This is a genomic window from Paenibacillus contaminans (assembly GCF_003285015.1).
In the GTDB taxonomy this organism is placed as follows: domain Bacteria; phylum Bacillota; class Bacilli; order Paenibacillales; family NBRC-103111; genus Paenibacillus_V; species Paenibacillus_V contaminans.
In genome coordinates, this window is sequence record NZ_QMFB01000007.1 from 271,068 (window position 1) to 297,027 (window position 25,960).

The following is a 25,960-nucleotide window of genomic DNA, read 5'->3' on the forward strand; positions in this document are numbered from 1 at the left end:
ATTGGCCATGAATCCTTTTCGTTTTTTACAAGCTAATGGATTTTCTGCTGGAGAATTTAAAGCCAAGTGAATTTTGATTTTTTAAATTATAAAGTGATGCTTAGTTTTTCAATTCCTATGAGGAAGTGTTATAAAATGAAAATATTCAGTACGGCACCAGAAGGAAATGAATTGGCCCAATATGTTGGAGTAGATTATATTAAGTTTTCTATTTCAACAATTGAGAGCGTAACTGATTGGATGAAAAATAATGATAATGTCGCTCAACCACTTCTGGCAAATATCGATTTATTGTTAATGATTTCTCATAAATATTCTACAGACGCTAATTTGTTGTTAGAAAAAAGAAAAATACAAGAATGGAAACAGGTTTTTCATGATTGGTTTGCACGTTGTGAAAGCAAAATACATGCTAAATATAGAGAGGGTATAAAAGAAAATGGTGATGAACTTTTCATAAAATTAGAACAATATGGACACTAATAATTTTGGGCCGTCCCAAAAGTAGTTTTTAACCAAGGATACTCAGCCCCATAATACGAAAACTCGAGTCTGAAGGCTCAAAAATAATTGCCGGTCAGGTCCGATAAATCCCGCGTAAATCAATAATACAAAGTGAAGTATTAAAGGAGGAGCATATAATGGACAAGGTAATACCTTTCTTAATGTTTCAAGATGGCAAGGCAGAAGAAGCGATGAACCTTTATACCTCAATCATTGAGGATTCTGAAATCACAAGCATTGTTCGGTATGGCCCCAATGAAGCTGGGGAAGAAGGAACCGTTTTCCAGGCTACTTTCACATTAAAAGGGCAGGAGTTTATGTGTATTGACAGTAATGTCAAACATGCATTTTCCTTTACACCTTCGTTCTCGATTTATGTTGTTTGTAATACGGAGGAAGAAATTGATGAGCTATATGGGAAACTTAATGAAGGCGGACAAGCTCTAATGCCATTAGGTAATTATGGGTTCAGTAAAAAGTTCGGTTGGCTGAAAGACCGCTTCGGAGTATCGTGGCAAATAAATTTTGTCTAAAAAGGGCTGTTTAGTTTCGGATATGCCTGGTTTTGCTGATAATTTCATCGAAGGAAACGAGGTTGTTCCGTGTCCAGCCTTTCCTTCATTCTTGTGATAGAAAACTGTGTTATGTAAAATAACCCCTTCCAAATTCGCAAGGATAAACTTGCTTTTTCCCTTCGCAGTCATGCGCTACAGAATGTCAAAAAGACTCTTAATTTTAAACTAGTCGTCTCATAGCAGGGCGACAGATACACCTCGACCTCGATCCCGGTACACGCCGTGATCGAGGTCGAGTTCGTTCCGAAGCAGGTCGAGGGCTGGGAAACGGAAGTCATCCCGTTTTCGGCACCAGCCAATGTCAAGAAACCTAATAAAAAGATAAGGCGATCCCATAGTTTACAAGTCTGATTCCCCTTACAATGAACTCTGAAATCATATCGTTCGTGCTGCACTATATGCTGGACCATAACAACCGGGAGGGGCTTCAACATGTCTTCATCTGCCAACAAGCGATTAGTTCGGGATTGGGAAGCGATTCGAGAAAAAATCAAGGACTACGACTGGGCTTCGGCCATTCATGACCAAACGAAAAAAGAAACCGATTGGTGGGTAGCCAACTACGCAGATGATGTCTCGCGTACGAGCGGCTGGATGCACAACTATTTCTGCGACAAGTGCTTCGCTCATCTCATTTTTGATAAAACAAAACCGACTGAGCATGTATGCAGCCAATGCGGCGCGCACCGCTTGACCGACGAGGTCGTTCAAGCATGGAACTGCTCGTACCGCGGAGCTTCATGTACTCAGGTATTTCATGCAGCCGTCATGTACCGGATTCATGGCGACCCGGCATACATGACTTATATTCGTAAAGTGCTGAACTTCCTTGCCGACAACCTGAACGATTTCACCAATCGCGGTCCAGCCGGCTTCGGAGGACGCTTCAATGGCATTAACCTATCGGATGCGGTTGATATCTGCTCGATTTTAAACGGGATGGAGATCGTCCGTGAGGAATTCACTCAAGATGAATTGATCAAATACAAAACGCATTTTTTCATGCCGATGGCTCATTTCATGAACGTGACGCCCGGCGGCACGCCGAATATCGCCTGCTGGATGAAATCCGCACTCGGCATGACCGGCCTGTTCTTCGGCGAGCATGAGCTGTGCCGTCTGGCAGCAGAGGGTTTCGAGGGCTTTCGAGAAGTCATGTTCACCGGCCTGCTGCCGTCTGGCTTCTGGTACGAGAGCTCCTTTCATTATCACTATTACTGTGCCGCAGGACTGACCTACTATGCGGCGTTCTGTGCGATCTACGACTACGATTTTCCGGAGTTTACGGATGCGATCCGCAAAATGTACCGCTATCCGATCGACTACGTCTTCCCGAACGGATTGCTGCCAAGCCCGAACGACGGCTGGCCGCTGCGTACCTTTGCCGACTACGCACACCAATACGAGTGGATTCAAAATGCCTTCGACGAACCGGCGTATCGCTTCGCTTTATCGGAATGTTATGTGCCGCTGGATAATGGGGCTACAGCAACACACGAAGCGCTTCCACCGCTCGGCGGCCTGCCGCGGCTCCTGTTCGGCGCCGATTGGGTGGCTGAACGAGAGCGATACGAGCTTGCACACGGCGTTTCGATCGCACCGCGTCTGGAGTCGCGCATGGATGAGCACATTCACTATGTCATGCTGCAGAATGTGCAGGCAAGCGTGTTCTTGAAATATGGCTATGTCATTCGCGAGCATTCCCATGCGGATATTATGAACTTCGAGCTTTACGCGAACGGACAGTTGTTGTCACGGGACATATCCAATAGCGGCTACGGCTCGGATCTGTTCAAGGAATGGCAGCGCAAAGCGATCGCGCACAACACCGTTATGGTCGACCTCGAGAATCAGCCGAACCGCCCTGCGGGCAAGATGGTTGCTTTCGATGCCGACGGCAATTCCTGCAGCGTAAAAGCTGCGGACGTCTATCCAGGCGTAAACTATGCCCGCTCCCTGCAATTGCTTGACGACCGGCTTGTCGATCAGTTTGCGATTACGCAGACCGAAGAAAGCCGCGAGCGTACCTTCGACTGGCTCTTCCACTGCTCAGGAGAAATCGAATCCAATCTGCCGTTTGCTCCTGCGGAGCAGCCGGGCAAGGCGGACGGCTATCATCTGATGCAGGGCGTGCAAAGCTGCCGGGTCGACGGCGATTTCGAAATCAGCTGGGTGCTGCCGGATCATAAACTAACGCTGACCATGAAAGGCGAACCCGGGTCGACGGTGTACGTATTCAGAGGCTACGAGCATCGTTCCGACCTACTGCGCTGGGGCGTCATGGTGCGCCGAACGGGTATTTCGGCGGTATACGAAGCCTCCTATCATTTTGCTGATTAATGCAGACAGGAAGTGGGAAGCTAGTTGTCTCGGCTTGTTTCGATCGGCATAGTGAAAGATGAATGAGCGTCAAATCATCCTTAAATATCACACGGAGGCCGCTATGGAAAACAAACAGAGAGTCATTGTGACCGTGACGCATCAGAACGAGATCGAATATTCGCTGGAACAATTCGAGAATGATGCGCAAAGCATCGCACGCGCGGGCGGCACGCATGTCATGATCAACCAGCTTGAGAAGAGCCGATGGATTTGGGAACGGGATCGGTCCGACCCGTATCCTAACTGGGGGATGATCTTTCTTTCCTTATTCAAGATCGTCGTACCGGAACCGTTAAAGCCGTATTTGCCCGAAGCGTATGCCGCTCGGAATTACAAGATCTTGAAGGACCGCATGGAAATTGCCCGCAAATACGGGTTGAAGGGAGCGTTAAGCCTCTGTGAACCGTTCTACTTGCCGGAGGAAGCGTACCGGGATCATCCCGGCTGGAGGGGGCCGCGCTGCGAACATCCGAGACGGGCAAAAAACAATTACTATAGTCCGTGCATCGATAACGCCGAGGTGCTGGAGATGTACAGGTATGCGATGGAGGAATTGGTACGCGAGATGGACATTGAGTACCTGTTCATCCATACGAACGATTCCGGAGGGGGCATCTGCTGGAGCAACGGGCTTTATCCCGGGGCGAACGGTCCCGCAGCGTGCAGGCATCGTACCATGGCTGACCGCATCATCGGTTTTACGAATGCGTTGATGGAAGGCGCCCGCACGTCCGGCAAGCAGATCGAGATTGATCTGAGCAGCAGCATCATGAAGAAAGCGGCCGACCCCGGGTTGAATGCGATTGCTCACAGCTTACCCGACAACGTTAGCATCAACCGGCAGACTCGCTCGGGCATTCCGCTCACACATATTCTCGACGTGGATTACGAGTATAAGCTGGCACCGTTGAAAAATGTGCCCGACATGTTTACGTTCGCTGAGAAACTGGAGAAGGCGCATCAGCAGCAAAGCCGGAATATTTCTTTTATACTGGTTTCTACGGACAACGACGAATATTTTCGGGTGATTGAAGCGTTCAACAAGCAACCGACTCGCGGCGTGCAAGACCGTATCGCGATGCTCGGCAAGGTCGCGGAGGATATTGTAGGTGCTGGGCATGCGGGTGAACTAATGGAAGCCTGGAGCGATTTCCAGAAGGCTCAGATTCATTATGAGGACACGCGCATCGAGGGACTGGTTTGGACCAGCGTGAACCAGCGCTGGATCAATCGCCCGTTCGTACTGTTTCCGCATGAGCTGACCGAAGAAGAGAAGGGTTACTACCGACCGTATCAGTTTCAGGCGAATGATGAAGCGCAAGCAAGCGACTTGCTCAATATGCAGTGCACAAGCTTTATTCGCGGCTCGTATGCCGTTGGCCTGGCAAGTAATGCGTTGGAGAAAGCAATGGAGCGGATTCAATGCGCGGCGGATTCCATCCGGCGCATCAGCGAAAGGACAAACGGGGAATTAAGCGAGAAGCTGCATCTGATGGCGGATCGGTTGCTGTTGCTGAATTGCTTTTTCAAAAATGCAATCCATGCCATGCGGTTCCAGGACATTATAGACAGCTCCGATTATGATACAGAGCCGGAGATCAGCCCGCGCTGGCCGATCGACGCCGATCCGAAACTACTGGAATACGAAGCGTTGACGAGAGCGGAGATCGACAATACGTTGCACGTAATCGAACTTATCGAAGGGCGCGTAGATCAAATGCTGATTACGGCGCCTACGGAAGAGTTAGAGGATATCTTCCTGCTAAGCCCTCGGCTTGTGGATCAATTGCGGAAGAAAATCGACATCATACTTGATCATCAATTGGATGGAAAGCGCTTGTTCGTGTCGCCAAACAAGTAAATCAAGATCTAATCGAAGATGGATCCGACAAAATGACGAAAGGAGGGGGAGCCCCCTCCTTTGTTTTGGCACGAACAGTAGAAACGACCGTAAGTAAAGGTGTCGGATGACAAGAACAATATTTCATTGAGAGTCGCATATAATGCGGCTTTTTGATTTTAGCCGTTTCTCAATTAACGGGCAGGATAATTTAACCAAATAGCGAATAGATAGTCTTTGAACACTTCGAAATTAACGGATTCCAGGGATGTTAGTACTGAGGAGTTCTTCATAATAGGTTCAAATTATCGATGAGACGAAGCGGGGGAAATGAAATGAAGACGATCAAGTGTATGATGGACCACCTGTGCTGGGCGGACGGACGCATCTTGGACGCGCTCGAGGAGAGTGGGACGAAGAACAAAGACCTTTTGAAGCTGGTTCGGCACGTCGCAATCGCGGAACGAGTCTGGCTGTCTCGATTGCAGGGCAAGGGCAGCGCGCAATATTCGTTGTGGGAGGAAGCGGAAGACCTGACTTCGATCCGTACGAAGTTTGAAGAAAACGCCGAGCAATATCGTGTCTATATCGAAGGACTCGAGGAATCCGAGTTGGACGAGATGATCGACTACGCGAACCAGAGCGGGGTTCCGTTCCGAACGTCCGTCCGGGACATCTTGTTGCAGGTCCTCTTACATGGGCAATATCACCGGGGACAGATCAACCGGGCACTTCGGATCGAATCGGCAGCGCCTGTCCAAGTCGATTACATCACGTTCGCGAGGCTCTAACAGGGGCCTAAATAATCACCCATTATGGGGAGTGGCATTGAACTAGGTAACGATTCATTTTTCAGCACAAAGGCATAGGCCTACTCCGACTCACATGCCCAAACATCCATAGCCCCTGCAATTGATGCGGCGAAGCGAAGCTTATCGCATCGACATCATCCAATATTGCGCTCCATCTTGAGAACTTATGCTTGATTGCAGAACGATTCCGGGTTGACAAAGAACAATCTCCGCTAATATGATCGAATTACCTATAGATGTATAGAGTGCCAAATAGTAGTGGGAGGGAGTTTCGTGCATACGCCCCAATCTATTATCGAATTTTTCGCATATCGAATGGCGGACCGCATCGTACGATTTTTACACTCACATCCTGAGTACGAGTTGATCTACATTCACAGCGGCTGGTACAACTATTTTGTCGGCGTTCACAGCTTTACGTTGACGGAAGGCGATCTGATCATCTTGAACGGGTTAAGCCTGCATGGGCCGATGATGAAGGATAGCTGTATCCGAACTGACATACGCTTTAGCGAAGCGGATGTGAAGCCCCTTACAACACTTCCGGATTCCGTCGATTTATTGAAACCATTCAGGGATTTCCAATATTATCGATGGCATCTTGATTTGAGCCGGCGCAACGAAATCGAACAGCTTCTGTTGAATATCAGACGCTTCTATTACGTTGGGTCTCCCGATTTAACCTCCTATAACCGTTTGCGCGCTGCATTACTGGAGCTCCTGTTGTTTGTTTACGACTGCAGTCTGACTCCGATGGAGCAGAAGGGAAGCGTTCCTGTTCATAAAGAAATACACGTCAGGAAGACGGTTACATATATTGAAGAGCATTTTATGAATGACTTGACGCTAGATGAGTTGGCGGAAGGGGTACATCTAAGCAAATTTTATTTGACCAGAATTTTCAAGGAATTGACAGGCTTGACTGTTTTCGAGTATATCAATAAGCAAAGAATCAAAGAAGCCAAGCTGCTGTTCATGTCGGACAGAAATCGAACGGTTACGGAAGTTTGCTACAAAGTTGGGTTTAAACATCCGCCCAATTTTTCAACCGCGTTCAAACGGTTGGTTGGCGTAACACCAGAACAGTTTCGCAAGTACTAAGAAATCCAAAACTCGGATAGCGGTTGTCGTGAGCCTCCCATTAAGGCGGAGAGCACGGCAGCCGCTTTCGCATGTCCGGGGGTATTGCCTATTTCTATTCATTCGAGCAGGCCAATCTGGAATAACAAATGACAGACAATACGGCAATATACAAGAAGCAACCATTCCTTCTTGATGTTAACTTTGATGTTGTAAGCGCATTCTATTTTCTGTAAGAGCAAATACAAGGAGGGAATAACGGTGAAAGTGGCGAGAAGATTACTTTGCATCAACAATGCAGAAAGGAAGCTAGCAGGTTAGGCGAATTGCTGGCATCATGGACAAGGTTAGATAAGGAATTACCTATGATCAAGGAATAGGGAGGAAGGGTATAAATGGAAAACCAAATTCAAATCAGCAGAAGAAAGCTCCTGGCCGCCATTGGAATCGCCGGCACGGCCGTTGCAGTCAAAGGGATGCTAGCCTCCGCTCCTGTTCTAGGCATGGAAGAAACGGTCACGAAAAGCGTGTATAACGGAGATGACGGACAGAACCTCGGGCCGTTGACGGAGCTGGACTGGCAAAATGTTAAAACAATAGGGCTGAAGGGAGACGGGGCAACAGACGATGCGCCGGCACTGAGAGGGTTTTTGCAGCTTGCTTCGCCGGAAGATTCGACTCTTTACGTACCGAAAGGCATGTATCGGATAGCAAGCGATCTTGATATACCGGCAAATATTCACTTCGTGATGGACAGAGGAGCGAAGTGGGTCCCGGATGCCGGAGTTATACTCACCTTTCATGGCTCGATCACGGCAGGCTCTTATCACATTTTCGCAGGACAGGGTGCCATTTTGCAAAAATACCGCTAGGGCATGTCTGAACACTCACTCGGGGTCATCTTTCACCGCCTTTTCGCCCCCTGCTTCGTTCCGTTTGCTTGCCGTACCCCCGGTACGCCTTCCCAAACGCGCCTTGTATGGAACGAAAATTCGGCAAAATCTGTTCCCATCGGAGTATTCAGACACGCCCTAAGAAAAACACAGGAAAGGGATGAGGAGAAATGATCTTTGATGTGGTGCAATATGGAGCGGTTGGCGACGGAGTAACAGATGATACGGCTAATATTCAGAATGCGATCAATTCGGCTATCGCCGCCGGGGGCGGTATCGTCTATTTCCCGCCGGGATTAACGTATATGGTCACGATGTTGAACATCCAGCACGGTTTAACCATCGACGGATATGGGGCAACCATCAAACGGCCTCCCAATCAAACCAAATGGACACGGACGTTTACGACTTACCACGGCACGTATCAAGGTTATAGAGGTCCGGAGGATTCGACTCCTCTAATCATCAGGGGACTCACGCTCGACGGGAACCGGGCCAATCAGGGAAGTTACACCAATTACGAATTGGAGCAAGCGCATTTGGTGTTTTTGAGCGGACATCATGCGGAGAAGGGGAAGCTGCGCGTCATCATCGAAGATTGTCTCTTCAAAGAATGCGTGGCGGATGCGATCAGCGTCTGGAAAAATACGTCGGTGAAAATATCCAACTGTACGGCGGAAAACTGCTTTCGCGGCTCCGTGGTTGTTACAGGCGGGTATTCGGATGTCCAGGTGACGAATTTAAAAGCATACGGCGATGTACACCCGACCGGCATCGATGTCGAAGTCGACAGCGCCGGCTACGGATTAACGATGCGGACGGAAATCACGATGGACAATATTTATTTGGAAGGAGATTTCGATGTAGCGATTAAGGAAGGCTCGATGTTTCTTGGCTCAAAAATCATTTGCAAAAGCCCGCCGTTTAATTTGTACGCAGTCGATTCGATGGTGAAAATATCCGATTCCGTCTTTCATGTCGGCGTCAAAACCGGCACAGCCAACCGCTTGTTTGCTCCGCATGACGTTTCGTTTGAAAATTGCACGTTTTATGCGGACGATGCCTCTTCAGACCCTAGCGGGACGTGGGTAGCAGGAGACCACGAAATCGCCTGCATCAATGTTTATCCGTACGGCAAGACGAACCAAACGTTAAAATTGCTCAACTGCGACTTTAAAGCGGCCGCCAGCGTGGAAGCAACCGACACCATATACGCTGTTTACCTGGAAGCCGATCTGCTTCAATCGAACAACCGGATTATTTTGGACGGCTGCTCGGTGTCAAATGCTTTTGATTATGGGGTGTATATGAAGCAAGGCGGCAATATCGCCGTCAAGAACTCAAGACTGGAAGCCAATACGAGCTTTTATCTCGGTCTTTCCGGGTCCGGCTACGACTTCAATGTTGTGCTGGATGGGGTTGAGGCGGTAAGTCCCGCGACTTTGCTGCAAATCGTGAGCAGCTTATCTACGAGTAAATTGACCACGTCGAACGTCATGATCGATGAATCGATCAATCTGCTGAAGACGACCTACGGACTGAAAAACAATGTTTATGCCGGAGGTCGAACGATATTGGGAAACAGTACGCCGATCGGACGCTCCGTTCCAGGACTTCTGAACGACGTGTTTCGCCTGAAAACGCCGGTTCCCGGACAGCCGTTTGAATGGATTTGTACGGACTCTCATCATTTGGCGGCTACGTGGAAAGTAAAAACAACGATCGGAGCATAATGAGGGATCATGTCACGTTTAAAGTGTGGGTTTGAAAATGAGTGCGATGGAGGAAATAGTATGCAAAAGTCATTGATAATAGGATTGTCACGATTTCTGTGCTTAGTGATATTCGTGGCTTGTTTACCGCAAATGGCATTCGCTGCAACAGCGATCGAAGAAGAAAGTGCAATATTCCTGGAGAATCAATATCTCAAACTAAAGATCGTTTCCCATGGTAAAGAGGGTGGAATAAACAAGGGTGGAGTGATTTCAAGTCTAATCTATAAACCTACCGGACTTGACTTAACCGGTATGGTCAATGCGGACAGAGGAGGGTTGTTACGGGAACGGATCCCACCGATTGCCGATTTATGGGCGGAGTTGACGTACGAAGCAGAAATCGTTGTCCATACGGAGGATCAGGTTACCGCGTTGGTTAAGTCGATACCTTCCGCAGCAAGTAAAGGGGTAGAGACGAAGAAATACATCACGCTGCGCAAAGGCAGCACGTCCATAGAAACGAAGTGGGAAATTACGAATAATGGGGGTAAAAATTTCTCCATCACGCCGTGGCTTTGGAATAACGTGATCCCAGGTAAAACAGACTCAGCAAATTATTATTTCCCAACGAATAAAGAAGGTCTATATAAAAATGCTCCGAGTTTATCTAAACCGCCCACTCGTAATTGGCTTGGCGCAATAGATGATAAAAATGGTATAAGTATCTCTTTTATTGCGGATTACAGTAAACTTGCCATGAATTACACGTGGTTGGGCCGTTCTGCCGGCTATACGACGCAAGAATGGCTGTATACGACAATTGATTTGGCACCTGGTGAAAGCTGGGATACGACCTTTTATACGAATGTAGTGCCTTTGCAAAAAGAAAATGACCTTGCCTTCGCATCGCCGGAAGTTACCGTTGGCATTAAAAAATGGAAGGAATTAGAGGCGGGAAAAGAAAATACCCTTGACATCGCATTAAGTTCAGTTGAGGTTATGGGCGATGCGGAAATCAGGATCGAAATAACAGGTCCTGACGGTTATACATTTACCGCTCCTCATAAATTTAACGTGAACCTCAGTAATGAAACCGCGGCTACGATTAATTGGACCTGGACGCCTCCTCAAGATGGGGTTTATCTGCTGAAAGCCAGTCTATATAAAGACGGAATCAAACAACAGCTAGGTCAATCCCTGCAAAATCCATCCCCCGATATTGAAATTCCATTGGTCGCAGGTACATACGCGGAGGATACGATTTTATTCCCTGCATGGCCTCGAACGAGCAGTGGAGGCGGGGATTCCGAGCAAAGGAAAATTTCCGGCGCTATCTTATCGAAAGAAACCGATATGGTAGTTTGGAGCGTACCCAGTTTAGAGAAAATATTTTTGGACGATATCGTGGATTTGGAAAATAGCCCGGTCCAGGAACAGGTAACGGTTGATTTGGCCAAGAGGGAACGTGAAGCCGTTCAGGTCGTGCTTTCTCCTGAGAAAGGTAAAGATTTTAACAGCAGCTATGTGACTTTTGGCGAATTCAAGAATGAAAAGGGGACTCTTTTACCTGAAGGAAGTCTAAGCTATAATCCTGTAGGTTATGTTCGCACGGAATTAGGTTCTCGTTTTGACCCGAAAATACGTACAGGTTATTGGCCTGATCCCTTATTGAAGACCAGCAATTTTGATGTAAAAGGCGGACAGAATACGCCAATTTGGATTACGGTTTATGCTGCCCCCGATGTTGAACCAGGTATTTACGAAGGCAATTTGACCATAAAGACTGACGCAGAGACAATCGTTACCCTGCCCATGAGCATCAAGGTGTGGTCTTTCGAGTTGCCTGAAATGCCTAAGCTTAAAACCGCTTTGGATATTAGAAATATACCTGTTGAGCAGATTGATTCCTATATAGACAATTTCCTTGAGCATAGGATTTCTCCCAGAATAGCATTGCGTTACCCTTCCGTTGCAAGCTTAAAACAGGACCCTGATTTTGTTCAGTTCGATGCTAAAATGGAGAGTTTATTAAAAAAAGGCTTGAATACGATTAGTGTTGGGCGAGATCTGTACACCGATCCGGAATTAGCCAAAAAGTTTGTTGAACACCTAAAGGTAAAGGGCTGGCTGGATATGGCCTATGTGTATTTGACGGATGAACCTACGGAAGAGACATTTCCCGCAGTGAAAGAGCTGGCAGCCAAATGGAAAGCCGTTGTGCCGGAATTGAAAATCATGATTACCACTTATCCAAAGGAAAAGTTGGTAGGTTCGGTAGACTTATGGACGGTACCCGGCATGAATGATGACCCTGAAGAGGCCAAAAAGGCTTTGGAACGAGGCGAAGAGCTGTGGTGGTATCATACGGACCCTCTGCATCCGCAGGCTAATTTTCTAATCGATATGCCTGCAGTAGATGCGAGAGCGGCATTTTGGCAAAGTTGGCAAGGCTTCTTAAATAAAGGCTATACAGGGTTTCTTTATGCGTGGTCTACATGGGCCGGCAAGGAAGATCCCTGGAAAATAACCGGTCCCTTCTTTTATAGAAATGGGCTCGAATCCCAGATTTACCCAAGTCCTAACGGTCCGGTAAATTCGATTCGCTGGGAAGTGATGAGGGATGGCGTAGAAGACTATGATTATTGTTTTCTGCTTTGGGATTTGTTGCAGAGGGTAGAGAAAGAAATGCCGGGAAAGGTAAAGAAAAAGGAAGTTGTAAAGGCAAAAAACCTTCTGGAGTTCCCTGTTCCGTTAACCGATTATGTAGGGAAACAAAACATCGTTGAGGAAGCGGAAAAGTGGAGAAAAGAAGTTGCGGAATCTATCATTTCCATAACCTCTTTGTTGGAGACGGAAACCTACACGGCTATCTTCAACAGTAACGGAGGCAGTGAGGTCGATGATATCGATGTTCCTTCGAGCGGCAGCACAATCACAGCTCCGGCAGCACCAACAAAAGAAGGGTATATATTTGAAGGTTGGTATAAGGAAGCCGGGCTAGAAAATAAATGGAATTTTGAAACGGACCTGGTGACTTCGGATATCACTTTGCATGCAAAGTGGGTTGAAGGAGGGGCTCCCGGCGGTTCCACTATCAGTGCCTTGTATGACGGAAGCCCTATCGCCAAAGGTACCGCGGTTCTCGCCGGCAAAGAGCTGGTCATCACCGTTGTGGGGAAAGGCTCCGACTCCTATAACTACGTATGGAGCGGTGCAGGTACAAGCGGACAAACTACGGATTCCATCACAATCAATCCCGTTGACCGGAAGATTGATGCAACTGTTATGGTAACTGGTTTGAAACTTGAACCAACACCAACACCAACAACGACGCCAACGCCAACACCAACACCAACACCAACAACGACCCCAACACCGACGGAACCGCCGATCTATCCGGAAGCGACGCCGACGTCTACATCAACGCCGAAACCAACGCCAACCCCGGTGTCTGAAACGAAGGTTGAGGAAGGTCAGGTAACGGCAAAGATATCCGTAAAGGTCACAACAGACACAAACGGAAGGGAAGTTGCCGCTATATCCGAAACCCAGCTGGCTGATGCCATCGCAAAAGCAACAGCTGAAGCGGCAAAGCAGGGTGATCCTACAGCAACAGCAATCAGAATTGAAGTAAGTGCGACTGCAGACAGCAAGGCGGCAGGTATTCGTTTACCGGCGGAAGCTTTGAAAAGATTTGTAGAAAGTAAAGCGGATACATTAATCATCGCCACATCCTTCGGAAGCATGACCTTAGACAAAAATGCCGTAGAAGGCATTGTCGCACAGGCAGCAGGTATGGTTACGATTACAGCGGCAAAGGTCGAAACATCGGAATTGACGGATGAAATCAGGGAGAAGGTCGGGGACAGACCTGTTGTAAGCTTTGAGGTTACCGACGAGGAAAAGAAGTTAACACAGCTTGGCGCTAAAGCGGAAGTCTCGATTCCGTATGTACGAAAAACGGGTGAAAATCCAAATGCCATTGTAGCTTACAAGATCGATGCGGCAGGAAAACAAGTGATTGTAATCGGTTGCAAATATGATGCGACAGCCGGAACACTGACATTCAAGACAGAGGATGCCTCAACGTTTGCAGTGGGATACAACAAGCTTGACTTTGCTGATGTAACCGAGAATGCGTACTTCTACGATGCCGTTACGTTTGCTGCTGCAAGAGGAATCACACTTGGAATAGGCAACGGAAGCTTTGGTTCGAACGACAACGTAACCAGAGCACAGGCATTAGTCATGATCATGAGGGCATTTGGCATCCATCCAGACACAAACGCCGATAACAATTTCAGCGATGCAGGGGATACCTATTACACAGGATACCTCGCGGCGGCAAAAAAGCTTGGAATAGCTGCAGGGGTTGGCGATAACAGGTTTGCACCCGACCAAGAGGTAACAAGGCAGGAATTGTTCGTATTGGTATACAATGCGCTCAAAAACATGAATGAATTGCCAATTGCTGCCACAGCCAAAGACTTGGCGGATTTCAAGGATGCAGGAAATGTTGCCGATGAAGCCGTTGAATTATTTGTAAAGACCGGAATCATCCAAGGGAGCGACGACAACATCCTGCCGGACGATTCGGCAAGCAGGGCGCAGTTTGTGCAGATTCTTTATAATATCATAACTATGTGATGGTAAAGAGTTAACTTCCGATAGATAGGGCGGGGCGCTGCTCCGCTCACAGCATCGGATATTATTTTTAGGAAACGGAAGAACTGGAGGTAATGAGTATATGAAACGAAAACTAACATGGCGTACATGGGCACTGGCGCTATCCATATTTTTGATGTTGGGCATGCTGCCGATTTCAGCGGCAGCAAATACGGTTGAACCGCTGGCGGGCGAGCCTCTGGCGACGGCCCCTGGCTCTGCAACGAAGAACGATTGGTCTTGGATGACTGTGAACGGTACCAAAAACAACACGACTGTGGTCTATTTTGCGGACAGCGAGTGGTATGTGGTTGGCTTTAACGGCGGCGGTGTTGCGGCTGCTCCCGGTGCAATCACGCTTTTTTCCGTCAATGGATTTGGAGCAAACGCCAAATTTAATCATTCGACAGTCGGCGTGCAGAACCAATACATGACCAGCAATTTGCGGACGGAGTTGACAACAGGGACTCGATTCACCGCAATTGATGAGCGGGAGAGGTCGGTGATGGTTAGTCGTTTGCTGGATGGCGTGGCAGGCACACAGCCCACTGATCCATTATGGGCGTTAAGCACGGATGAAGCCAACTCTTTGGACACGGACTTACGAATAGATAACACCGGCTGGGGGCTCCGGTCGGCGGGCGCCAACAATTACAGTGCGATGGTTGTCAACAAAGTGAATCAAATGATCTCGACCTATGTTACTACTGCTTTTGCGGTTCGCCCTGCTTTCCATTTGAATCTGTCATCCGTCGTTTTCACATCTGCCGCTGAAGGCGGTAAACCGGCAGCCGCAGGGCAGGAGCTTTCGGTTGCGGCAGCATCGGTTGGTAAGGCTAAACTGACGATGGTGGATCGTAATACAGACAATCTGAATCTAACCGTGACCCAGGAGGTCTACAGTGGAATCGAGAGGAATACGTATGCCCCCGGCAGTACAGTGGAAATTGCTTACAGCGATGCCAAAACCGGCGCAAACAAATATGTTTCTTGTGTGATTATGGACAGCAACGCCAGGATTACGCATTACGGCAAGTTGTCCGACAAAGCAAGCGGCACAGCCACGTTTACCGTACCCGCCCTTGCGGACGGCAGTTACACCATCAAGCTGTTCAATGAGGAGGCTAACGGCGATAAGAAAACGGACTATGCCAGCGAACCTGTCGAAATGATCATGACTGTAGCAAAACCTGTAGAAACAAGCTTCAACGTAACCCTGCCTACCGGTACGGGGTACACGGCCTCTGTAAAGAGCGGCAGCAGCAGTCCGGTGGACCGGGACGGCAGCTACAGCTTCAAGGTGGAGCTGGATCCGGAATACAACCTGTCCGTTATTACGGTAAAAGCAAACAACAAGACCCTTACACCTGATGGCAACGGCGTATATACCGTAAGCAATATTACGGAGCACCAGATCATCACAGTGACAGGAGTTAAGCATAACTCCACCATCACGGCCACTGCCAAACTGAATATCCAAAAGGATGATGCAGGTTGGAGCGGTCATGGAAAAAACTTTACGCTGAAGCTGAGTACGGACGAAACGAAAACAGCAAGAATGACCGGCACAGACGGCACGGTAAAGGCATCTGTCCCAATAGGTACATGGAAAATATATGAAGGCTCAGCCTACACCGGCATGACAATCACAATTGACAGCACTGGCGGGACAGCGACGCTGAACTATTATACCGTCAAGTTCTTTGTTATTGATGCGGACACATCAAAGTAAGGAAAAATACTGAGGTTACGATTCCTAGCCGATTTGACCGGCCTATAGCCGGAATCGGCTAGGAATTAAGGAAACACCCATCGCTTACGAAACGGAGTAGGGCTGAGATTAAAGGGGACCGTCAGCCTTTTTTATACATATTTCTCGACCATACCCATTAAATAATTACGAAATTCTTCAACATATGATTTTGGCTCGATGATTTTAAGGTTTGTACCGAAGCTTGCTAAGAATTGAAATCCAATGCTGTTTTGAGGTACATAGATTGTTGTCAGGAGATATTCAGAACTATAGTTTTCAATACTCTTTCGACCATACCTTTCAATGAAATGATCCTTTATGCTAGGCGATATTAACGCCTTGACAGGGACTAGTTCCGGTTGATAACTTGCTTCATGTTCTTGTTCCAATGAAAAACCTCTAGGGTTAAATGTGTTTTTATCCATATGAAGATGATCGATCCTGGATAATTTAAATGTTCGATACCTCTGACGCTGTAAACAAAATCCCTTCAAATACCAACTCGTTTCGCTAAAATGAAGCTGGTAAGGTTCGACGATTCGATTCGTCGCGGTACCGTTTTTATCTATATAATCAAACACAACTAGCCTTCTCTTTATGATAGATTCCTGACATATCTTCAAGGATTGAAGTATATCAGATCGACCCTCCCAATCATAAAATGACAGTTGGATTGAACTTTTTCTGAATTCGGATCCGATCATGGCTTCAATTTTTTTAAGAGTTAGTTCTACTTCGTCACTAAATAGAATTTGTCCCATTCCGCCTAGTGCAGTTAAGATATTTTCCAAGTCCATACTACTTAAAAGCCGTTTGTCTATTTTGTATTCATCCATTATCCCGTAGCCGCCGTGAACTCCATTTATAGAATAAATGGGGATGTTAGACAAACTGAGGGTTTCCATATCGCGTAAAATCGTTCTTTTAGACACTTTGAATAATTGTGAGAACGCGGTTGCTGAAACAACATTCTTTTGCAGCAAGATCATAACGATAGAAATTAATCGTTCGAGTTTCTCCATGTTATTCCCCCAGATTGTTATCGTAATAAGTCAAATCTTTTATGGAAACGTACAAGACGTTCTGCGGGGCCTCTTGCTGGTAATAAAAAAATAATCACAAAGCTATAATAGGTGACATAAAAGGTGTCACCTATTATAGCTTATATTTTATGTATTACAAGAAGGAGGTATTTTTCATGTCAGTTATTGCATACTTGAATTTTGACGGGAATGCGGAGCAAGTCATCGAGTTCTATTCGGAGGCTCTGAATGCAAGTGAAGTAAAAAAAGTGAATTTCAAGGATTTGCCGCAAGATCCGAACTACCCTATGCCGGAAAATGAATTGAAAATGATTATGGAGTCATCGTTAGCATTCGGTGGCGGAAAAATTATGATATCGGATATTCCACCTTCGATGATGAGGGTCACAGGCAAGTTGGTGAAAGGCAACAATATCTTGATTAGTGTTATTAATGAAGATAAACAGACACTGGAAAATTACTTTTCTAGTTTGTCTGTAGGCGGCTATGTTATTATGCCGTTATCAGAAGTGCCTTGGTCTTCCTGTTTCGGAATGCTGGTTGATAAATTTGGCGTTGGTTGGAAGTTCAATCGTGACGCCGATAAGTTCCTCGATAAGGTCATTTCCAACAAAAGGGGCTAAGCTTAGAACACAGCAATCCTGGACAAAGAAAATCGTTAAATTATTACACCTTTTATCGAAAATGCGTGCTGTTCATTTCCTCGCAGTTGCCTTATAGTAGAAAGCAAGCCATTAAACCAATAAGCTTCCATCCCCACTTCCGGTGGTTTTGGAAGCTTATTTTTTACATTTAGCGCCAGGGGTGGTCCCGTGTACAAAGTGCTTATCGCCGATGACGAGGAATGGATTCGCGAAGGGTTAAAGACGTTCATAGACTGGAATAAAATGGGGTTTGCGGTCGTGGGTGAGGCGGAGGACGGGAGGCAGGCTTTGGAGCTGGTGAACGAACTGCAGCCGCATGTTGTGCTGACAGATATTCGCATGCCGTTCAGCACCGGGATCGAACTGATGGAGAACGTAAGGAAGCATAACAAGACGGTTAAATTCGTCATTTTGAGCGGATTCAATGAGTTCGAATATGCGAATGCGGCAATAGACTCGGGGGCTTCGGGGTATTTGCTAAAGCCGATCAATGTGGACAAGCTGAAGGACGTATTCGGCAAGGTCAAGCAAGAATTTGATTTGTCCGGCATCGAGGATATGAGAAAAAAGCAAGCTTTCAGGCTGCTGCGCGAGGAATTTGTAACCAAGCTGGCGCATGGAAAACCGGAAGTCATGAAGCAATTGCCGGAACGGGCTGCGGAAGCCGGCGTTTATCTCGGATATAAGGCGTTTACGGTGCTGCTGGTTGAAGTTGACGAGCTGAACCGGATTCTGGCGAAGTACAGCGCGGCCGATTTGGAGCTTTTGCTGTACGCATTGAAAAATATGGCCGAAGAACTGTTCCAATCCGCAAGCGAGGTATCGTTTTTTAACTGGCAGAAAGCCGGTTTCGGCATGCTGGTTGCTCATCAAGACGGTACCCCGTACCTCCTTCCTGAAACGGCCGACCTGCTGATTGCGAAAGCGGCGGAATTGTTAAAGCTCCGCGTTACCATATATATAGGCGCAACAGCCGCTGATCCTTACCGGATTCATGAGTCGTTCCGGCGGGCGGCCGAACTGACGAAGCTGAAGTTTTTTTACGGGAAAAACCGCCGAATTACAGAGGAAGAGCAAGCTTCCTTCTTGGCCAATGCCCATTCAGCTTGCAACAAACGAACAACGGTTCATGCCGAGCGCCTGCTTGCTTTGGTGCAGGAAGCGGGAACGGAGGAGATGGGCGAATATGTGGAGACGGCCTTTGCCGGGATTTGGACGAGAGAAGAAGCGGTTGACGTCTACGCCCAGTTTATGCGGATTGCCGCAAAGCTGAAAGAGAAATATCATCCGCTGTTTTCCCATGTGGAACCGATGAAAGAGCAGGATTTTTTCGATATGCGCCATATGGAAACGATGGAAGAGCTGAAAGCTTCCATAAACGAGCTGTATGCCGAAATGATTCGGCGCCTCGGCGCGAAAGGAATCCAAACACCAAATAAAATGATGGATCAGCTGATCGCTTTTCTGGAAAGCCATTACGCGGAGGACATCACATTGGAAACGGCGGCCGAGCGCGTGTTTATGCACCCTATGTATGTAAGCAAATGGTTCAAAAAGGAAACCGGGAAAAACTTCGTCGACTATTTGACGGAAATCCGTATCGCGAAAGCGAAAGAATTTCTCGGCGACTACAGTCTGAAAATATATGCGGTCAGCGATATGGTCGGGTATAGCGATCCCAAGTATTTCAGCAAGGTTTTCAAGCAGGCGGTCGGGGTAACGCCCAAAGAATACCGCAAGCTGGTGCTCGGTTATATGGACGATTTATTTGAAATGTGAGGCGGTGTCCCAGATGCGCTCGATGAAGCTCCGCAGCAAAATCATCGTGTATTCCGTCGGCGTGCTGCTGCTCAACCTGATTATGATTGGAGTCATTTCCTATAGAATCGCATCGGCGACGATCTATAACGGCATCGTGGACACGAATGCGAGTATTGCCGGGCAAACGGCGGACAATATCGATTTTGTGCTGCAGGGGATTGAGCGCGAAACGATTAATGCTTTTGAGGGCGTAGATTTCAACCCCTACTTGCAGCCGGCCTCAAGCGTCGAGGAGATTGTGCGCAACAAGACGGAGATGACGCGAATCATTACGCAGTTCATTAACGTTACGGACGATGTAGAGCAGGTGTATGTGGTCGGGAAGCAAGGCCAGATGTACTCCAATAAGCTTGCCGGGGAAAATGCGCGATTGGATGAAGCTGCGTTTCGCGCTCTGCTGGAGCAAGGTGACGGCCGGTTTCAATGGTCGTACACCGTGATGGACAACGATGCCGTCAGCCGCAAATTAATCGGCATCAGCCGCGCCATTTATGACAGCAGCGGGTTATATAACGGATTTGTAGTAGCGCTTTTGAAGGAACGCACGTTCGCCAATTTTTATCCCGATGCAAAAACAAAAACGATGATGCTGGTAGACCGACATAACCGGATTATTTCCGCCAACGATCCTGCGCAGATCGGCCAATTGATGCCCGAACCGCTTGCGGTGCCTGCGGGCGTTCATGAACTCCGCACTCTCGGGCAGGAAACGTTCGTCGTTTCGGCTATTGAATCCCGGTATACCGGATGGAAGCTGTATATCGCGACGCCCTACGAGGATGTCTTCCATGTATTTTTGACCGATCGAACGGAACTGGCGTTTCTTACGTTTCTATGCCTGTTGCTGTTTAGCGGGGTGATCGTATTCGCGGCTAACCGCTTGCTTGCGCCGTTTCATCAATTGAACGAAGCGGTCGACTCCATCAACCGCTCCGCAGCCGCTCCCGCAGCCGGCATCCCTTACTACACGCTCAGTTCCGGATTTTTGGCGCGCGTCCATCTGAAAACGAAGCTGGCCTTCGTCTTAATGACCTGTATTGTAACGCCCGTTATCCTGCTGATGATACTATCCTATAGCTTCACGCAGTCGCTGGTCGAGAAGAAGATAATTGAAGTGATTACCATAAACGCGCAGCAAACGATGAAAAGGGTGGCTTCCTATACGGCCAATCTGGAGAAGACGGTTTTCTATTTTTACTATGACGACCCGTTTATTTCCGCGTTAGGCGGCGGCGTGCCGGTATCGGAGTTTTATTCCGCGCTGGATAAAACCGTTGAGAATGCGTTGAATCGGAAAACGGATATCGTGTACGTCGATATTTATAATGCGGACATGCAGCGGCTCTATACGTCCAAAAAACGCAGCGAAAGGTTTATGTACCCCGCAGCGGAGCCGGAAACGATCGAGAAAAACGCCTGGCTGGATACGTATCGGGACGATTACAAAGACGATCTGATCACGTTCGGCAAAAAGATCGGCGATGTGAGGACCGGTCGTATCGTCGGTTATATTTTTATTACGCTTAAAGAGAAGGAGTTGGCAAAGCTTTATAGCGGAACGCGAACGGAAGGGAACGAATTTTTCGTGATCAACGGTGGCAATCGGATCATGTCGCATGCCAATAAACACAAGATCGGGGCGCTGCTTGCGCCGGAGCTGGCGAGTTATATAGATCCAACGGCCTATGAAGGGAAAGCGGTTAGAGACGCTAAAGACGGTGAGGTCGTCAGTTACGCCGACATCGGCAATTCGGGATGGAAGCTCGTCAACGTAGCGTCTTTAAGGTCGGCGAAAGAGAGTATGGAAAAAATATTGCTCTACGACTTGCTCGTCCTGCTCGCCAGCATATTGTCCATCGGGATTTTCGTCATTCGCTATACGGGACGCATCGGCAGGCCGATCAATCAATTGACTGCCCAGGTGGTCCGTCTGGCCGAACAATATGTCGGCGACTACGAGCAGGCGCGCGTAGCCGGAGACGAGATCGAGCAATTGCGGAGCAACGTGTATTTGATGATTTCGAAAATCGACACGTTGATTAAGGAAGTATACGAAATCCGGCTCAAGAAGAACGAAGCGGAATTAAAGCAGAAGGAAGCGGAGCTGATTACGCTGCAGTCGCAAATCAATCCGCATTTTCTTTACAACACCCTTGAAGTCATCCGCTGGAAGGCGGCCTTCCAGATTGGCGGCGACAATGAAGTGTCCGATCTGGTGGCGACGTTGTCCGAATATTTCCGGCTCAGCTTGAGTCAAGGCAGACGAACGATTACGCTGGCGGAAGAGCTGGAGCATGTGAACCGGTATATCAAAATTATGAGCCACCGGTACAGGGATAAGATCGAGTTCAAATGCGAGGCTTCGGCTGCCGCTTTGACCTGTATCGTCCCGAAAATCACGCTGCAGCCGATTGTCGAAAATGCTTTGTACCACGGGATCAAGCTGCGGAGCGGCAAAGGAACGATCGCGATTGAAGCGGCAGTGGAGCGGGATGAACTGCGGATTACAGTGACGGACGACGGGATCGGCATGGATGAAGAAGGGCTTGCGCGATTGAGTGCACATATTGCCAAGAACGAGGCGCCGGGAGCCGATTACGGCAAAGGGGGCTACGGGCTGCAAAATATTCAGCAGCGGATTGCCATGCTGTACGGCAGCCAATACGGGCTTGCGATCGCCAGCGCCGCGAACGAGGGAACTTCCGTGACGATCCGTATGCCGGTGCAGGAGAGCGGCTCCAGCAGTGGCGAAAACGGTTAAAATACTCGACCATTTGTTAAACCGCGCTCATTTTTGTACCGGGCGACTGTTCCTATAATAAAGGTGTACCTCGAAAGAGGCGCACATTATGCTAGGGGGAATGCAGAATATGAAGAGATGGTTAAGCTTCAAACTGGCGGTTGTATTTTCGCTTGTCTGCCTGCTCGTTATTTCCGGCTGCAGCTTCGGGGACCCGAAGCCATCGGAATCGGGACAAACGGTGTCGCCGAGTGCAGCATCAACGCAAGCACCGACTGGCGATGAAAAGGAGAAGCCGCAGACGGGAATCGCGCTGGATCCGAATAAGAAAGTGAAGCTGCGCTATTACACCGCGTCCGCCTACGATCAGGTCGAATTCGATGCGGCTTATCCGGAGTGGCAGAAGCTGCATCCGAACATCGAGGTGGAGCTCGTGCTCGTTTCGGGCAGCGACTTCGCTACAAGCGTCAAAATGGCGACGATCGCCGGAGAGCAGGTCGATGTCATTTATACGGGAACCAACGATATTGAGCGCGCAAGCCCGGATAGCTTATATTTGCCGCTTGACGATTTCGTCAAGAGAGACGGTTGGGATTTAGCTGGGGAATTTGGCGATTACACGAATCAGTTTGTTGTTAGCGGGAAGCTGTACGGGATTCCGCGCGCTGTAGCGCCGGACGGCGTCTGGTACAACAAAAAGCAATTTGAGGAAGCAGGCTTGCCCGACCCATCTTCCGGCGATTGGACATGGGAGCAATTTTTTGAAACCGCCAAGAAGCTGACGAAGTACGACGACAAAGGGAAAATTATACGCTACGGCGTTCAGGATTGGAATTTCGGAACCGGCTCTTTGGCGGACACCGCCCAGAAAATTGCCTTGTACAGCGGCTGGGAAATGCTGAAGGAGGACGGTTCGTTCAATCCGGATTGGACGAATTTCAAGAAAGCGGTTGACATGCTGTATCGGGCTGTATATGTGGATAAGTCGATGGCAAGTCCCGCCGAATTGACGGCGAAAAATCTGCATTGGCAAAACGATTATTACAAAGGCGTCAACTCGATGGGCATCGGCGGCCGCAATGGCGCGATATTCCAGGACTTGGCGGTCGAGTACGGCCAATTGACGGCGGAAGAAGACGCTGCGGGCTACCATACGTTAGCGCCTATGCCAAGATGGGATGCAAGCTCGCCGAAAAAGCAAGCATTCGAAACGGTTGTCGGCGATTCCATATCCAGGCTGACGAAAAATCCGGATGCGGCTTATACCTTCATTAAATGGCATGCCACGAAATCGATCGAGCTTGCCTCCAAGGTCGCTCACCGGATGCCGGCGTCCAAGAAGCTGGACAAGAATACGCTGCTGGAAAATTGGCGTTATTTCAACAATAAGGACGGCAAGCTGACGCAAGGCAAAGAGCGGAACGATCTTTACAGCAGAATGATGGACCCGGAAATCAAGCCGATCTACGCCAAAAACTCGATTAAATATGCATACGCGGCGAAAATGAAAATCGAGTTGGAGAAGCATTTGTCGCTTTTGTTCGCGAATGAAACCAAGCTGGACGAAACGATCGAAAACGCCAAAATCGCGGCCTTCAAAATTTACGAAGCGGAAACGAAAAAATAAGTCAAGCGGAGTCGCCTCAAATCCGCGTATACAAGGCGATTGACGGCTTGCCTCCAAAAACGGCGGTGGTGGCATGAGAAACGGGCATGTACTGACAAAGAGAAAGTTAAAGAAGGCCGTTGAGGGATATTTGTTTATTTTGCCTAATTTGGCCGGGTTCCTTATATTTACGTTTTTTTCGATCGGTTTCTCATTGATCGTCAGCTTTACCAATTGGGATTTTACGACCGGACTGGACAACATGAGCTTTAACGGTCTCGATAATTTCAAGAAGATGCTGGACGATCGCTGGTTTATCGATTCCATGCTTAATATTTTGTACTTTGCTGCGTTTGTTCCTTTGCAAATTTTGCTGGCGCTTATCCTTGCCTTTATTATCAACGAAAGCGTTTTCTTCAGCAAAACGATTCGCACGGCATTGTTCCTGCCTTATGTAACGAATACAGTCATCATTGCGCTTGTTTGGGGAATGCTGCTGAACCCTGGGGAAGGGATCATTAACGGCATGCTTCGGATGTTCGGGATTGACGATCCTCCCGGATGGCTCGGTAGCAGCGCTTGGGTCAAGCCGGCGGTTATCCTCATGACGACCTGGTCGGGGCTTGGGTTAAACGTCATTTTGTTTCTGTCCGGACTGGTTGGGATCTCCAAAGAGATATACGAATCGGCGGAGATTGACGGTGTCAAGCCGCTCTCCAAGTTCTGGCATATTACGTTCCCGCTTATTTCGCCGACGACCTTCTTTGTTGTCATTACTTCGGTGATCGGCGTGTTTCAAGCTTGGTCGCACATTCAGATTTTGACCGGCGGCGGTCCGGGAAGCTCAAGCACGGTTATCGGATATTACATCTACAAAGCCGCATTCGAGTTCGGCCAGATGGGGTACGCTTCGGCGATGGCCTGGGTATTATTCGTTGTCGTGTTTGTTTTCACCTTGCTGCAATGGCGTCTACAAAAAAAATGGGTCCATTATTGAGGCCGTTAGCGGAGGTGACAAACCGTGACAAAACGATTGCTTATCGGGAAGCTGACGCGAACGCTTATTTTGCTGGCATTCAGTTTCGGCATGGTATATCCGTTCCTGTGGATGACGGCGGCCTCGTTCACGGCGGAGCGGAGCATTTTTGAATTCCCGTTCTCCATGATTCCGAATCCGGTAAACTGGGACGGTTACAAGGCGGTATGGATTAAGCCGGTGCTCGGTTCTTCCATGTGGCTTTATTATTGGAACAGCATCAAAGTGACGGGCATCGCCATGGTCGGCGCGCTGATCACCTGTTCGTTCGCGGGGTACGCTTACGCAAGAATGCATTTTCCGGGGCGGAACATCATCTTCCTGCTGCTGCTGGCGACGATGATGATCCCCTCGCAGGTCGTTATGCTACCCAACTTTATGATTTATAAAGAGCTCGGACTCGTCAACACGCATGCGGCGATCTGGCTGGGCGCTTGTTTGGGCTCTCCGTTCGGGACCTTTTTGTTTAAGCAATATTTCTCGACTCTGCCAAAGGAATTAAATGAAGCGGCGGAGATTGACGGAGCGGGGCATTTTCGGATTTTTACCCGCATTATGCTGCCGCTGGCGAAGCCTGTTATTGCCACGATGATTATATTCAATTTTATCGGGTATTGGAACAACTACGAAGGCGCGCTGATCTATTTGCGGTCGCCTGAGCTGTACACGCTGCCGCTCGCGCTGAAAATGATGTCGGAGGACAAATACTTTGTCCAATATGCAGGGGTTATGGCAGGCTCGGTAAGTGCCGCATTGCCTATTCTGATCGTATTTATTGCGATGCAAAAGCATTTTATTCAAGGCATAGCGTTCGGCGGCGTGAAGGGTTAGCAGGATGGAAGGATAGGAGA

At 48.3% G+C, this 25,960-nt stretch carries 17 protein-coding genes; 16 read left to right on the forward strand and 1 reads right to left on the reverse strand.

All coding sequences use genetic code 11. The features are described from left to right. Positions 1–135 precede the first annotated feature (135 nt). From DQG23_RS14740 to DQG23_RS14785, 10 genes are all read left to right on the forward strand, one after another. The gene (locus DQG23_RS14740) at positions 136–483 is read left to right on the forward strand and encodes a hypothetical protein (protein WP_113031614.1); all 348 of its coding nucleotides are present in this window, start codon (positions 136–138) and stop codon (positions 481–483) included. A 158-nt stretch (positions 484–641) separates the two neighbouring features. Next, complete coding sequence (locus DQG23_RS14745) at positions 642–1,037, forward strand: VOC family protein (protein WP_113031615.1); 396 nt, start codon at positions 642–644, stop codon at positions 1,035–1,037. Positions 1,038–1,511: 474 nt separating this feature from the next. Continuing rightward, positions 1,512–3,419, forward strand: coding sequence for a heparinase II/III domain-containing protein (locus DQG23_RS14750; protein ID WP_113031616.1), 1,908 nt, complete (start codon positions 1,512–1,514; stop codon positions 3,417–3,419). A 103-nt stretch (positions 3,420–3,522) separates the two neighbouring features. After that, positions 3,523–5,322, forward strand: coding sequence for a hypothetical protein (locus DQG23_RS14755; RefSeq protein ID WP_113031617.1), 1,800 nt, complete (start codon positions 3,523–3,525; stop codon positions 5,320–5,322). Between the two features lie 314 nt (positions 5,323–5,636). Beyond that, the gene (locus tag DQG23_RS14760) at positions 5,637–6,092 is read left to right on the forward strand and encodes a DinB family protein (RefSeq protein ID WP_113031618.1); all 456 of its coding nucleotides are present in this window, start codon (positions 5,637–5,639) and stop codon (positions 6,090–6,092) included. Positions 6,093–6,386: 294 nt separating this feature from the next. Next, the gene (locus tag DQG23_RS14765) at positions 6,387–7,214 is read left to right on the forward strand and encodes an AraC family transcriptional regulator (protein WP_113031619.1); all 828 of its coding nucleotides are present in this window, start codon (positions 6,387–6,389) and stop codon (positions 7,212–7,214) included. A 374-nt stretch (positions 7,215–7,588) separates the two neighbouring features. Continuing rightward, on the forward strand, positions 7,589–8,065 hold the full coding sequence (locus DQG23_RS14770) for a glycosyl hydrolase family 28-related protein (RefSeq protein ID WP_113031620.1): 477 nt from the start codon (positions 7,589–7,591) through the stop codon (positions 8,063–8,065). A 191-nt stretch (positions 8,066–8,256) separates the two neighbouring features. Continuing rightward, the gene (locus DQG23_RS14775) at positions 8,257–9,819 is read left to right on the forward strand and encodes a glycosyl hydrolase family 28-related protein (RefSeq protein WP_113031621.1); all 1,563 of its coding nucleotides are present in this window, start codon (positions 8,257–8,259) and stop codon (positions 9,817–9,819) included. Between the two features lie 60 nt (positions 9,820–9,879). Beyond that, the gene (locus DQG23_RS14780) at positions 9,880–14,448 is read left to right on the forward strand and encodes an S-layer homology domain-containing protein (RefSeq protein WP_158560509.1); all 4,569 of its coding nucleotides are present in this window, start codon (positions 9,880–9,882) and stop codon (positions 14,446–14,448) included. Between the two features lie 100 nt (positions 14,449–14,548). After that, positions 14,549–16,198, forward strand: a complete 1,650-nt coding sequence (locus tag DQG23_RS14785) for a hypothetical protein (RefSeq protein ID WP_113031623.1) — start codon at positions 14,549–14,551, stop codon at positions 16,196–16,198. 131 nt (positions 16,199–16,329) lie between these two features. On the opposite strand, the gene DQG23_RS14790 is transcribed toward DQG23_RS14785, so the two are convergent. After that, positions 16,330–17,241, reverse strand: a complete 912-nt coding sequence (locus DQG23_RS14790; RefSeq protein ID WP_113031624.1) for a helix-turn-helix transcriptional regulator — start codon at positions 17,239–17,241, stop codon at positions 16,330–16,332. Between the two features lie 176 nt (positions 17,242–17,417). On the opposite strand from DQG23_RS14790, the gene DQG23_RS14795 reads away from it, so the two are divergent. From DQG23_RS14795 to DQG23_RS14820, 6 genes are all read left to right on the forward strand, one after another. Further along, positions 17,418–17,885, forward strand: a complete 468-nt coding sequence (locus DQG23_RS14795) for a VOC family protein (RefSeq protein ID WP_113031625.1) — start codon at positions 17,418–17,420, stop codon at positions 17,883–17,885. Positions 17,886–18,074: 189 nt separating this feature from the next. Then, positions 18,075–19,685 (forward strand): response regulator, encoded by a 1,611-nt coding sequence (locus tag DQG23_RS14800; RefSeq protein ID WP_113031626.1) that lies wholly within the window; start codon positions 18,075–18,077, stop codon positions 19,683–19,685. A gap of 13 nt (positions 19,686–19,698) precedes the next feature. Then, a complete protein-coding gene (locus DQG23_RS14805) occupies positions 19,699–22,488 on the forward strand; it encodes a cache domain-containing sensor histidine kinase (protein WP_113031627.1) in 2,790 nt (929 codons plus the stop codon). Positions 22,489–22,597: 109 nt separating this feature from the next. After that, the gene (locus DQG23_RS14810; protein ID WP_158560510.1) at positions 22,598–24,094 is read left to right on the forward strand and encodes an ABC transporter substrate-binding protein; all 1,497 of its coding nucleotides are present in this window, start codon (positions 22,598–22,600) and stop codon (positions 24,092–24,094) included. 73 nt (positions 24,095–24,167) lie between these two features. Then, complete coding sequence (locus tag DQG23_RS14815) at positions 24,168–25,070, forward strand: carbohydrate ABC transporter permease (RefSeq protein WP_113031629.1); 903 nt, start codon at positions 24,168–24,170, stop codon at positions 25,068–25,070. Between the two features lie 24 nt (positions 25,071–25,094). After that, positions 25,095–25,940 (forward strand): carbohydrate ABC transporter permease, encoded by an 846-nt coding sequence (locus DQG23_RS14820; RefSeq protein ID WP_113031630.1) that lies wholly within the window; start codon positions 25,095–25,097, stop codon positions 25,938–25,940. Positions 25,941–25,960 lie beyond the last annotated feature (20 nt).

Bases quoted from the DNA above. Each gene is read 5' to 3' on its own strand.
- DQG23_RS14740 (WP_113031614.1), top strand. From the start codon at position 136: ATGAAAATATTCAGTACGGCACCAGAAGGAAATGAATTGGCCCAATAT.
- DQG23_RS14745 (WP_113031615.1), top strand. From the start codon at position 642: ATGGACAAGGTAATACCTTTCTTAATGTTTCAAGATGGCAAGGCAGAA.
- DQG23_RS14750 (WP_113031616.1), top strand. From the start codon at position 1,512: ATGTCTTCATCTGCCAACAAGCGATTAGTTCGGGATTGGGAAGCGATT.
- DQG23_RS14755 (WP_113031617.1), top strand. From the start codon at position 3,523: ATGGAAAACAAACAGAGAGTCATTGTGACCGTGACGCATCAGAACGAG.
- DQG23_RS14760 (WP_113031618.1), top strand. From the start codon at position 5,637: ATGAAGACGATCAAGTGTATGATGGACCACCTGTGCTGGGCGGACGGA.
- DQG23_RS14770 (WP_113031620.1), top strand. From the start codon at position 7,589: ATGGAAAACCAAATTCAAATCAGCAGAAGAAAGCTCCTGGCCGCCATT.
- DQG23_RS14775 (WP_113031621.1), top strand. From the start codon at position 8,257: ATGATCTTTGATGTGGTGCAATATGGAGCGGTTGGCGACGGAGTAACA.
- DQG23_RS14780 (WP_158560509.1), top strand. From the start codon at position 9,880: ATGCAAAAGTCATTGATAATAGGATTGTCACGATTTCTGTGCTTAGTG.
- DQG23_RS14785 (WP_113031623.1), top strand. From the start codon at position 14,549: ATGAAACGAAAACTAACATGGCGTACATGGGCACTGGCGCTATCCATA.
- DQG23_RS14790 (WP_113031624.1), bottom strand. From the start codon at position 17,241: ATGGAGAAACTCGAACGATTAATTTCTATCGTTATGATCTTGCTGCAA.
- DQG23_RS14795 (WP_113031625.1), top strand. From the start codon at position 17,418: ATGTCAGTTATTGCATACTTGAATTTTGACGGGAATGCGGAGCAAGTC.
- DQG23_RS14805 (WP_113031627.1), top strand. From the start codon at position 19,699: ATGCGCTCGATGAAGCTCCGCAGCAAAATCATCGTGTATTCCGTCGGC.
- DQG23_RS14810 (WP_158560510.1), top strand. From the start codon at position 22,598: ATGAAGAGATGGTTAAGCTTCAAACTGGCGGTTGTATTTTCGCTTGTC.
- DQG23_RS14815 (WP_113031629.1), top strand. From the start codon at position 24,168: ATGAGAAACGGGCATGTACTGACAAAGAGAAAGTTAAAGAAGGCCGTT.